We start from the raw sequence: 11,547 nt of genomic DNA on the forward strand, positions 1-11,547 counted from the left end.
TTAATTACTGTAATGATAGGGCGAAAATAAAGATAATGCTTTAAGCAATTAGACTCAAAAAATGAAACCCGAACCGTAACCTTTCCACAAGACCCACATCAATCATTCACAAATATTATGACGGGAATGACAATTATATATTTACGTTATTCGAATTGCGGCACTAGGATGAACGTGAGCTAACGAGAACGCAGTGCAGCGTAATCGCCTAAACAACATATTTGAGTTAATTCGGGAGAGACCTCTATGTCGCAATATCAGCAAGATATCGATACTATTGCTACGCTTAAAGCCGCGCAGAAAGGAAGCTGGGAAGGTATTAACCCAGAGTACGCCGCACGTATGAAAACACAGAACCGTTTCAAAACTGGTCTGGACATTGCGAAGTACACTGCCGCTATCATGCGCAAAGATATGGAAGAGTATGATGCCGACAGTGCAAGCTACACCCAGTCTTTAGGTTGCTGGCACGGCTTCGTAGGTCAACAAAAAATGTTGGCTGTTAAGAAACACCACGGCACGACTAACAAACGCTATCTGTACCTCTCCGGCTGGATGGTTGCAGCCCTGCGTTCTGAGTTCGGTCCCCTGCCTGACCAGTCCATGCATGAAAAAACCACCGTACCTATGCTGATTGAAGAGCTTTACACCTTCCTGCGTCAGGCAGATGCCCGCGAACTGGGTGATTTATTCAAGCAGCTGGACGCAGCGAAAGCAAATGGTGGTGATGTTGCAGCAATTCAGGCGCAAATCGACAACTTTGAAACCCACGTGGTACCAATCATTGCCGACATCGATGCCGGTTTCGGTAACGAAGAAGCCACTTACCTGCTGGCGAAGAAAATGATTGAAGCCGGTGCCTGCTGTATTCAGATTGAAAACCAGGTATCAGACGCCAAGCAATGCGGTCACCAGGACGGTAAAGTTACCGTTCCTCATGAAGACTTCCTGGCGAAAATCAACGCGGTTCGTTATGCATTCTTAGAGCTGGGTGTAGACGACGGTGTCATCGTTGCCCGTACAGACTCATTAGGTGCTGGCCTGACCCAGAAAATCCCTGTGTCTACCGCCCCCGGGGACCTGGCTGCTCAGTACAATGCATTCCTGGACACCACTGAAGTATCCGGTGCAGATGACCTGTCTGACGGCGACCTGGTTATCAAACAAGACGGCAAACTGGTTAAACCTGTTCGTCTGCCTAACGGTCTGTTCAAGTTCAAAGCTAACACCGGTTTCGATCGTGTTGTTCTTGACTGTATCACTTCTCTGCAACATGGCGCTGACCTGCTGTGGATTGAAACTGAGAAGCCTCACGTACGTCAGATTGGTGACATGGTTGACGCAATCCGTGAAGTTATCCCGAATGCAAAACTGGTATACAACAACTCACCGTCTTTCAACTGGACACTGAACTTCCGTCAGCAAGTATTCGACGCATGGCAGGAAGAAGGCAAAGACGTATCTGCTTACGACCGTGCAAAACTGATGTCTGCAGAATATGACGACAGCGAACTGGCTGCAGCTGCTGATGCGAAGATCCAGACCTTCCAGCGTGATGCGTCACGTGAAGCAGGTATCTTCCACCACCTGATTACGCTGCCTACATACCACACTGCGGCACTGTCTACTGACAACCTGGCGCAAGGTTACTTCGGTGACGAGGGTATGCTGGCCTACGTTAAAGGTGTTCAGCGTAAGGAAATTCGTCAGGGTCTGGCGTGCGTTAAGCACCAGGCGATGGCCGGTTCTGACCTGGGTGACACCCACAAAGAGTACTTCTCCGGTGAAGGCGCACTGAAAGCTTCAGGCGACGACAACACCATGAACCAGTTTGATGTATAAACACACAGGTTCCTAACCTCTGGCTCCTTCGGGAGCCTTTTTTATATTCACCGGTTTTATTCATTTCACAGCCACAAAAATAAAACACCCGTTTGAAATCCGGGGTACACTGGCAGTCAAACCAGGTCGAAAGTATCAGTACAACAGGCGAATAAAGCAGTAACAATCTGCGACTAATAGTCTATCTTACTTATCAGGACCAGACGCTTATAATAGCAACAGATAATAATCCTAATTTGGAGCATTGAGAGCATGAATATAGCCAAAGTAGATTTGAATCTTCTGGTTTATCTGGATGTTTTGCTCAGAGAAGGCAGTGTTACCCGCGCCGCTAATCAGCTCAGCATCACCCAGCCGGCCATGAGTAACGGTTTAAAGCGGTTAAGAGATTTATTCAAAGATCCGTTGCTGGTGAGAACCAGCGAAGGTATGACACCGACTAAACGTGCCCTTGAGCTCCAGCCGGTCATCCGCGATGTACTCAGTAAACTGGAAAGCTCCATTCAGCCGGAAACCGATTTTGATCCGGCTACCAGCAACCGTACATTCCGGATCATGACCAGCGATTATGCGGAAAGCACTTTATTGCTTGAGCTGGTCGGCCGTTTGGGCAAGATTGCCCCGAACATCACCCTCGATTTAATCACGCCGAGTGACGTGACATTTCACGATGTGGAACAGGGTAAAGTCGACATGGCGATTAACCGCTTCGACGAACTGCCTCTATCCTTTCACCAGAAAGTCATCTGGTATGACAGTTTCAGCTGTGTGCTCAGCGCATCCCATCCGCTGGTAAACCAGAAATGGGATCTGGACAGTTATTTAAGCGCCCAGCATATCTGGGTAAGTAAAACCGGCTTCGGTGTGGGCGTAGGTATTGATCCCAATGAAGTGCAAAAACTTGGCTGGGTCGATGCTGAATTAACTAAACTGGGAAAACAGCGGGCGATCAGAGTGTTTACCCGCCACTATCATGCAGCACTGCAAATAGCTAAAACTCAAAATCTGGTGGCTACATTACCGGGCAAAGCCGCGCGACTGTTTAAGGACGATCCGGAAGTTGTAGTGAAAGATCCTCCTTTCGATATTCCGCCAATTGCGTTGAAAATGGCGTGGAGTGCCTTGCTGCATCATGATGCAGGCCATATCTGGCTGCGCCGTTTAATTGGTGAACTGGCATCTGAGATGAGTAATCTGTAACTCATCTGCCAGCAAACATTCACAAATATTATGACAGCAATACAAACCATAAATTAAAAATAGTGTCCGGAAACCTCTACACTAACAACTCATTAAAGAGTAGAGGTCATTATGAAAGGGTATATTCAACACGGACGACTTCAGGTTGCTGAGGTTCTGGACACATTCATCAATGAACAGGCAATGCCCGGCGCTAATGTCGATAAAGACACTTTCTGGGCGAATTTCGAATCCCTGCTTGCAGACCTCACACCGCTTAATCAGGCTCTGCTGGATAAGCGGGATCATTTCCAAACCTTAATTGATGCTTATCACAAAAGCGGTAAGCCCGCTTCCGGCGACGACTATCTGAACTTTCTGCGGGAAATCGGATATCTGGAGAATGAGCCGGACAATGTCACTGCCACGACGGCCAATGTAGATGCAGAGATTGCCACCATGGCGGGCCCGCAACTGGTTGTGCCTATCAATAATGCCCGCTACGCACTGAACGCCGCAAATGCACGCTGGGGAAGTCTGTATGACGCGCTGTATGGCACAGACGTGATCAGCGATGACGGCGGTGCAGAAGCCGGAACAACCTATAATCCTGTACGGGGCGCGAAAGTTATCGCAGAAGCAAAACGATTACTGGACACCCTGCTGCCGCTTGCTGATGCATCTCACAAAGATGTAACCGGCTACGGCATCACAGACGGCACCCTTACCGTGTCCCTGAAAAGCGGCAATACCACACTGCAAACCAGCGAACAGTTCCTTGGCTTCAGAGGCAATGCAAATGCGCCGGATGCACTGCTGTTTGTTCACAACGGTTTGCATTTTGAAATTCAGATTGATGCCGCAAGCCCGGTGGGTAAAGCCGATCCAGCCGGGGTGAAAGATGTGCTGGTTGAAGCAGCGCTGACAACAATAATGGACTGCGAAGATTCTGTAGCAGCCGTAGACGCTGAAGATAAAACACTGGTGTATTCAAACTGGTTAGGTCTTATGAAAGGCGATCTGTCGCTGACCATGGATAAAGGCGGCAAAAAGATTGTCCGTGCTATGCAGTCTGACCGTGAATACACCACAGCAGATGGCGCAGGCACACTTTCACTTGCCGGCCGCAGCCTCATGTTTGTACGCAATGTAGGTCACCTCATGCGAAATGACGCGATTTTACTGGACGGTGAACCGGTCTTTGAAGGATTGATGGACGGTGTGATCACATCCCTCATTGCTAAACATGATTTACTGGGCAATGGTAAATTCCGTAACTCCCGTGAAGGCAGCATTTATATTGTTAAACCTAAAATGCATGGTCCTGAAGAAGTCGCCTTCGCTGACAGCCTGTTCAGCCGTGTTGAAGCCATGCTGGGCCTCGACCAGGATACGCTGAAAATGGGAATTATGGATGAAGAGCGCCGCACCAGCATCAATCTGAAAGCCTGTATTGGCGCAGCCTCATCACGTGTCGCTTTCATCAATACCGGTTTCCTCGACCGTACGGGTGATGAAATTCACACCTCTATGCAGGCAGGGCCATTCGCAGCAAAAGGCGCATTGAAAACCATGCCCTGGATTGCTGCCTATGAAAAAGCCAATGTACAAACGGGCCTGGCTTGTCAGCTTTCCGGCCGCGCACAGATTGGTAAAGGCATGTGGCCCATTCCGGATCAGATGGCAAATATGATGGAAGCGAAAATAGGCCATCCGAAGGCCGGTGCCAATACCGCCTGGGTCCCCTCTCCCACGGCTGCCACGTTGCACAGTCTGCATTACCATGAGGTCGATGTATTCGCCCTGCAGTCCGGTATGCAAGAACAGCAATATAACGGTATTGCGGATATTCTTACGATACCTTTAATGCCAGAAGACTCGTCTTTGTCTGCAGAAGCTATTCAGCGTGAAGTAGATAACAACGTACAGGGCATTCTGGGATACGTGGTACGCTGGGTACATCAGGGGATTGGTTGTTCAAAAGTGCCTGACATCAATAATGTTGGTCTGATGGAGGACCGCGCGACCTTGAGGATTTCTTCCCAGCACCTGGCCAACTGGCTGGTACATAACATCATTACGCCGGAGCAGGTTAACGAATCCCTTTCCCGCATGGCAGTGCTGGTTGATGAACAAAATGCCGGCGACAGCGATTACATCCCGATGTCACCGGAACTCGACAACGCCATTGGTTTCAAAGCTGCGAAAGAATTGATTTTCGACGGCGTAAGTCAGCCGAACGGTTACACAGAGCCCCTGCTTCATCAGCGCAGAAAAGACATGAAAGCCGCGCTGGCGGCAAAGTAATTTTTTACTTTCAGTACCTGAACAGAAAAAGCCACAACCGTGGCTTTTTCTTTGTGCGTCCTGCCTGAAGCATTGAACCTGCGAAAGGGACTCAGGAGCAACTTACGGCGCGGCACGTATACAGTCAGATATCTGTTTACCGGTGTCAAACAGCTACCCGGCAACGCTTTATTCCTCTGTATCCCCTGCCTCTGCTGGCTGTTAAGGATTTTCTTATGATAAACGCTCAACTATCAAAATTTGTTCTATAGTATCAATAGCGATATCTAACACAGCACTTTTAAGCTGTCACGTTGCACTATCATTGGTGTATTGTGACGTCAGCAGCAGTGAGAAGTTAAAACCATTATGGCTAAGCGTTCGATATTTGACACAATCAATAAAAAGTTCCGCCGTACCAGCGTAGGAAAGATGTTTTCCGGCTATCAGCAGCTCAGGGAAGCTAACTATATTTCTTCACACTTCAGTACGTATCTGGAACCCGTTCTGGCAGTGGATGATGCTCTGAGAGAGTCTGTCTACAAAATCAGGCATAACGTCTATTGTGACGAGCTTGCGTTTGAGCCGGTGAAAGAGTCGGGTCTGGAAACTGACGAATTTGATGCTTACTCAAGACACTGCATGATTCGCCATATCGGCACTCAGCAAATGGCCGGCACTGTGCGTGCGGTCAGGCCATTACAAGATGATCAGTTATTACCCATTGAGAAATATTGCCGCTCCTCTATCACCCGGAACGATTTGAGTCCGGATAATTTTAAACGCCACGAGGTGTGCGAAATATCCAGACTTGCCGTCCCCAAATACTTCCGGCGACGTCGTTCAGATGACTTTGACGGTTCAGCAACCGGTGCTATCAACCCGGTCACCTACTCGGAAACGGAATTACGCTGTTTTCCTTTTATTGCTGTAGGTTTATATTTTGCTGCCGCCGCCTCGGCGCTGGAGTTCGGTGTGAAGCACGCCTATGTGATGATGGAGCCCCGACTTGCAAGAAGTATGGGTTATGTAGGCATTAAATTTCAGCAGATAGGACCGGTAGTGGACTATCACGGCAAACGGGCCCCTTATTACATTAACCGCCCGCTTCTTGAGGGGAGTCTGAAGCCGGGTTTTGCTTCTATGCTTAATGAGATCCGACTCAGTTTACGGGAACAAATTCCGGCGATGCCGGAAGAACGAGAAGAATATTTGCGGCAGTTTATCAAAGACTGATCCCCTGCCGCTCCGCTCACGGGTTATACGTTGTAGAACCCTCTGTACCACTCCACAAATTTTGCAATACCGTTATCAATGTCTGTAGACGGACGATAACCGGTATCTTTGACCAGTGCTTCTACATCAGCGTAAGTATCAGGCACATCACCTTTTTGCATTGGCAGCATTTCTTTTTCTGCTTCCTTTCCTAACGCTTTTTCGAGAGTTTCGATATAAGTCAGCAGGTGTACCGGCGTTTGAGCGCCAATATTATAAACTTTCCACGGTGCTTTACTTGAGCCCGGATTTGGTGACTTACCGGACCACGAATCATCCGTTTTTGCGTCGTTGTCCAGCGTGGCGATAACACCTTCAACAATATCATCGATGTAAGTAAAGTCACGGCGGTGGTTGCCGTAGTTAAACACCTTAATAGGTTTGTCTTCCAGGATCGCTTTGGTAAACAGGAACAGTGCCATATCAGGACGTCCCCAGGGACCGTAAACGGTAAAGAACCGCAGCCCTGTGGTCGGCAACCCATACAAATGACTGTAGGTGTGAGCCATCAGCTCATTGGCTTTCTTACTGGCTGCATACAGAGATACCGGATGATCCACATTATCTTCAACGGCGAAAGGCATGCTTTCATTGGCACCGTAAACAGAGCTGGATGAAGCGTAAACCAGGTGCTTGACCTGATTGTGTCTGCAACCTTCGAGTACATTCATAAAGCCGACAATATTCGCATCAATATAAGCGTGAGGATTTTCCAGCGAATAACGCACCCCTGCCTGGGCAGCTAAATGAACCACCTTATCAAATTTGTGTTCAGCGAAGAGCGCCTCCATCGCAGCACGATCTTCAACGCCCATTTTAATAAACGTAAAAAGATGGCCGGAAGGTAAAGACGATACCCTTTCAAGCCGGGCTTCCTTTAATGACACATCATAATAATCATTCAGATTATCGATACCTACGACTTCATCGCCACGCTCCGTTAATTGCGCGGCAACAAATGATCCGATAAAGCCAGCGGCTCCCGTTACTAACACTTTCATATCGTGCTCCCTGAAATAAATGCTGCATGTTGAGCAAGATACTCAATCAAACTTCTAAAGCGACTACTTGTCACCATGACCACTAGCAAGAATGACTCCGCTTTTTACTTCTTAATAAAAATAAGCGCCTTTGCTTACAAAGTTATCCCGTGCTTCTCAGCCAGTGCATAAACATGCTTCACCGGAATGGCATAAGTGATGCCGCTGGGCGAAGTAATTGCCGACTCTTTTGTTTTCTTAACGAACACTTTATTGATTACCCCTAACACCTCGCCAGTGGCCGCTTTGTACACGGGACTGCCGCTGTTGCCGGGGTAAGCGGTAATATCAAGTTGATACACCATGAAAGGGTTGCGTAAGCTGTCCAGATAAGCTTGCGACAGTTGCGCACTGTTCGAAGCCGAGATCACATTGGGCGTATACGCGGCAACAATGCCTCTGTGTGTGGCCGGATACAATCCTAGTACGGCGCCAATGGGAAAACCGGTCATTGCGATTCCAGTACCATCTTCAACCACATCTGTTGCTGATAGCAGACTGACAGGTGGTAATTCATGGGCCATTTCCAGAATGGCCAGATCATGCTCTTCATCTTTATAAACTTGTTTTACCCGCGCAATTCCCATCTTACGGCCTTCGGGTACGAACACGACCTGGTTAAATTTTACATTTTCTTCTGTAGGAAATGCTGTGATCACATGATGGTTGGTCACTACATATTTTCCATTTCCGACAACGAAACCAGTTCCTTTTAATTGATGGCTAACCGTGGCCAGCGGCGCATAAAAGCCCACACCCACCACGGAAGGCTTCACCTTTTTTACAACCTCAGGTAATGCTTCTGCAAAAGCAGTATGACAAACAGGAAGTGAAGTCAGCACAATTGTCATGCTGACGAACAGCACTCTTATTATATTCATTCTAATGTCCCTATCAGGTAATCCGGCTTTTTTCTGATGATAGCATTTTACATGTCATGATATTAGCTTACCCTATAAAGGTTCATGACAAACTGCTTCGCGCAGGATAACCGGATAGCGTATGGATTTTAACTATGATGTGGCGTTTTCCAGAAATATTGGCTGGGTAACGCATGATGAACAAGCTTCACTGCGCACAAAACGGGTGGCAATTGCAGGTTGTGGCGGTGTTGGCGGACTGCATAGTCTGACACTTGCCAGACTGGGTGTCGGAAAAATTAACATCTCTGATTTTGACCAGTTCGATATACACAATATTAACCGCCAGTCCGGCGCTTTTGTGTCGACAAAAGATCAGGACAAGATTGAAGTCATGTCTGCTATGTTGAAGGATATTAATCCGGAAATAGAGATTGGCAGCTTTCCTGCCGGAATCGATGAAACGAATGTTGATCGATTTCTTGATGGCGTCGACCTTTATATAGATAGTCTCGATTTCTTCGCCCTGGCTGCGAGGAAACTGGTTTTCAGCCGTTGCTATGAGAAAGGTATACCCGTTGTGACAGCGGCACCGCTTGGCATGGGCGCTGCTCTGCTTTGTTTTATGCCCGGCAAAATGACCTATGAAGAATATTTCCGTTTTAATGACAAGCAAACAGAAGAAGGACAATTAATCCAGTTTCTGATTGGCTTATCACCGGCGATGCTCCAGCGTAACTATCTTGTTGATCAGGACGCTGTAGATTTCCACGAGCAGCGCGGCCCCTCAACAGCCATGGCGGTAAACTTATGTGCTGGTATTGCTGAGACCTATGCGCTGAAGATTCTGTTGGGAAGAGGCAAAGTATTGTGTGCACCTTATGGCCTGCATTTCGATGCTTACAAGAATAAGCTCAGTAAGACCTGGTGCCCGTTTGGTAACCGTGGCTGGCTACAAAAATTGAAGTTCAAAATCGCTGAGAAAGTAGTTAGCGGAAAATAACAAAATTTGTGTCAGGGATTTTTACACGCAGTTTTTACAAGCAGGCAATAAAAATAAAAAAACCAACAAATTCATATGGATAAAAAGTTGGCACACCAGATGCTTTATTATCAGCGAGGCCTAACAGCCGAACGAATTTAATATGGAGATGGTTATGAAATTTAATAAAGTTGTAAAATCTTTCGCATTGACTGCTGGTTTGTTAGCTTCTTTCACAAGCTCAGCTGAGTTCATGGATTTCCAGGTTGACGAAACCCCTTACGGTGGTTCAGTACTGACTGCTGACAAATTCAACGGTGGTTACGTTGAAGAGCTGGTATTCAACGGTTCTGGCTTCACTACTGGTGCTTTTGCAACTATGTCTGCACTGTACGCTAACGAAGGTACTGACGTATACAAAGGTTCTTCATCTTACCTGAACTTTGGTTACAGTGTATATGCAATCCTGACTGCTTCTGGTACAAGCACTTCAGGTACGTCTTTCGCAGCGACTTCAGCTAGCCTGCAGCTGTACATCGACGTAAACAGCGACACAACTTCAGACGACCTGTTAGCAGGTACTACTCTGAACAATGGCGACGATATTCTTATCGCTACTGCTGACGACGTTACTAATGCATACGGTAACTACGACTTCTCAGCTGGTACTGGTAACTATAACTTCGACTTCACAGATTTTACTCTGACTACTGCTGGTATGGATTACTTCGTGAGCCCTGCTCCGTTCTACTCTTACCTGACAGTAAACGGCGACTACGACAGTCTGTCTGACTTAGAGAACATCACTGGTGACGTTTCTGCTGTATTCCAGGCAGTTCCAGTATCTGTTCCAGAGCCTTCAACTGTTGCAGTTCTGGCGCTTGGCCTGATGGGTCTGGGTGTATCTGCTCGTCGTAAAAACAAATAAGATTGTTTTTACACTCTGAAAAAAGGCGACGAATGTCGCCTTTTTTTGTGTCTTCAATTTAAAAACCCCTGATACGTTTGCATACTTTTCTTTTCACACGATACCCCGTAAAGTATTCACTCATTTTTAAATCCCGGATGTGCTGTATAGTATGGATATATTGAAACGAACCCGAATTGCCGCTTTTGTCACCGCAACGCTGCTCACCACCGCCTGTTCTCAAATGACTGTAGAAGAACGATTAAATAAAGCAGAAGATGCACTTAGTGAAGACAATTACAAGCAAGCTATTGTTCATTTAAAAGCCGCCGTACAGCAATCCCCCACTGATGTCCGCCCCCGTATTGAATTAGCTAAGGTCTATTTCGATATTGGTGATATGGTCAGCGCCATTACGACCTTCGACAAGGTACTCACCCAACGCGGTGATATTAACGATTTTGCGGATGAGTACTTTTTATCCCTCTATTCTATGGCTGATCTGGACATTTTCGAAGTTACCTTTGAAGAGTTTAAGGGGCAACTGAACAACGGGCAGCGTATTTCTGCAGAACTGATTGCTGCCGTAATATCGGGACGTTCCAGATCGCAGGAACAGGCGGAAGATCACCTGAAAGTCGCCAGGGAGTTGGCAAAAGAAAACGCTACGCCGGCAGTTAAAAGCAAAATCGACGACTATGCCTTAATTATCAACGGGTACTTGCTTTCGGATAACCCCGGCGACGTAAATGTTTTATCGGCATTATCAGAAAAATACCCGGATGACTGGATGATTCGCTCACTGACTGCGGAAATTCTCCAGGCATCCGGTCAGTTTAAAGAAGCAGCTGAGAACTACGAAGCTTTGCTGGCTCTTAAACCTTTCTTTGCCCAGCTTAATCTGAATATTGCAGAAGCTTACATAAAAGCGAAAGAGTTCAAAAAAGCACAAACTTATGTAGAGAAAGTGCTTTCATTGTCTGCTGATCAACCGCTGGCGAATCAGCAAATGGCAATTATTGCCCTGTCTGAGCACGATTTTGAAAGTGCCGCCAGACACATTGATATTTCACTGAACCAGAATATGGTAAATATGACATCCGTGTATATTGCAGGGATCTCACATTTCCAGATCGGGAACTACGAGCAGGCACTTTCCTACCTGGAAAAGGTCGT

9 protein-coding genes are annotated in these 11,547 nt (G+C 47.1%); 7 read left to right on the forward strand and 2 right to left on the reverse strand.

The features are described from left to right. Positions 1-246: 246 nt before the first annotated feature. The 4 genes from AC4PME_RS03420 (at position 247) to AC4PME_RS03435 (ending at position 6,543) form a co-directional block, all read left to right on the forward strand. Positions 247-1,842: an isocitrate lyase gene (locus AC4PME_RS03420; RefSeq protein ID WP_491044933.1), complete on the forward strand. Its 1,596-nt coding sequence runs from the start codon at positions 247-249 to the stop codon at positions 1,840-1,842. A 252-nt stretch (positions 1,843-2,094) separates the two neighbouring features. After that, the gene (locus AC4PME_RS03425; protein WP_119502042.1) at positions 2,095-3,042 is read left to right on the forward strand and encodes a LysR family transcriptional regulator; all 948 of its coding nucleotides are present in this window, start codon (positions 2,095-2,097) and stop codon (positions 3,040-3,042) included. A gap of 111 nt (positions 3,043-3,153) precedes the next feature. Then, positions 3,154-5,328, forward strand: a complete 2,175-nt coding sequence (locus tag AC4PME_RS03430; RefSeq protein WP_491044934.1) for a malate synthase G — start codon at positions 3,154-3,156, stop codon at positions 5,326-5,328. Between the two features lie 348 nt (positions 5,329-5,676). After that, a complete protein-coding gene (locus AC4PME_RS03435) occupies positions 5,677-6,543 on the forward strand; it encodes a PEP-CTERM/exosortase system-associated acyltransferase (RefSeq protein ID WP_119502044.1) in 867 nt (288 codons plus the stop codon). 23 nt (positions 6,544-6,566) lie between these two features. On the opposite strand, the gene AC4PME_RS03440 is transcribed toward AC4PME_RS03435, so the two are convergent. Both AC4PME_RS03440 and AC4PME_RS03445 read right to left on the reverse strand, forming a co-directional pair. Further along, positions 6,567-7,583, reverse strand: coding sequence for an NAD-dependent epimerase (locus tag AC4PME_RS03440; RefSeq protein WP_491044935.1), 1,017 nt, complete (start codon positions 7,581-7,583; stop codon positions 6,567-6,569). A 134-nt stretch (positions 7,584-7,717) separates the two neighbouring features. Continuing rightward, positions 7,718-8,503, reverse strand: a complete 786-nt coding sequence (locus tag AC4PME_RS03445; RefSeq protein WP_491044936.1) for a S1 family peptidase — start codon at positions 8,501-8,503, stop codon at positions 7,718-7,720. A gap of 121 nt (positions 8,504-8,624) precedes the next feature. On the opposite strand from AC4PME_RS03445, the gene AC4PME_RS03450 reads away from it, so the two are divergent. The 3 genes from AC4PME_RS03450 to AC4PME_RS03460 form a co-directional block, all read left to right on the forward strand. Further along, on the forward strand, positions 8,625-9,485 hold the full coding sequence (locus AC4PME_RS03450; RefSeq protein ID WP_491044937.1) for a ThiF family adenylyltransferase: 861 nt from the start codon (positions 8,625-8,627) through the stop codon (positions 9,483-9,485). Positions 9,486-9,639: 154 nt separating this feature from the next. Beyond that, complete coding sequence (pepA, locus tag AC4PME_RS03455) at positions 9,640-10,392, forward strand: flocculation-associated PEP-CTERM protein PepA (protein WP_161599162.1); 753 nt, start codon at positions 9,640-9,642, stop codon at positions 10,390-10,392. 151 nt (positions 10,393-10,543) lie between these two features. Beyond that, positions 10,544-11,547, forward strand: a 1,004-nt coding sequence (locus AC4PME_RS03460) for a tetratricopeptide repeat protein (RefSeq protein ID WP_491529494.1), incomplete at its 3' end; no start/stop codon positions are given.

It is taken from the genome of Alteromonas sp., assembly GCF_984505615.1.

Bases quoted from the DNA above. Each gene is read 5' to 3' on its own strand.
- AC4PME_RS03435 (WP_119502044.1), top strand. From the start codon at position 5,677: ATGGCTAAGCGTTCGATATTTGACACAATCAATAAAAAGTTCCGCCGT.
- AC4PME_RS03430 (WP_491044934.1), top strand. From the start codon at position 3,154: ATGAAAGGGTATATTCAACACGGACGACTTCAGGTTGCTGAGGTTCTG.
- AC4PME_RS03445 (WP_491044936.1), bottom strand. From the start codon at position 8,503: ATGAATATAATAAGAGTGCTGTTCGTCAGCATGACAATTGTGCTGACT.
- pepA (WP_161599162.1), top strand. From the start codon at position 9,640: ATGAAATTTAATAAAGTTGTAAAATCTTTCGCATTGACTGCTGGTTTG.
- AC4PME_RS03425 (WP_119502042.1), top strand. From the start codon at position 2,095: ATGAATATAGCCAAAGTAGATTTGAATCTTCTGGTTTATCTGGATGTT.
- AC4PME_RS03450 (WP_491044937.1), top strand. From the start codon at position 8,625: ATGGATTTTAACTATGATGTGGCGTTTTCCAGAAATATTGGCTGGGTA.
- AC4PME_RS03440 (WP_491044935.1), bottom strand. From the start codon at position 7,583: ATGAAAGTGTTAGTAACGGGAGCCGCTGGCTTTATCGGATCATTTGTT.
- AC4PME_RS03420 (WP_491044933.1), top strand. From the start codon at position 247: ATGTCGCAATATCAGCAAGATATCGATACTATTGCTACGCTTAAAGCC.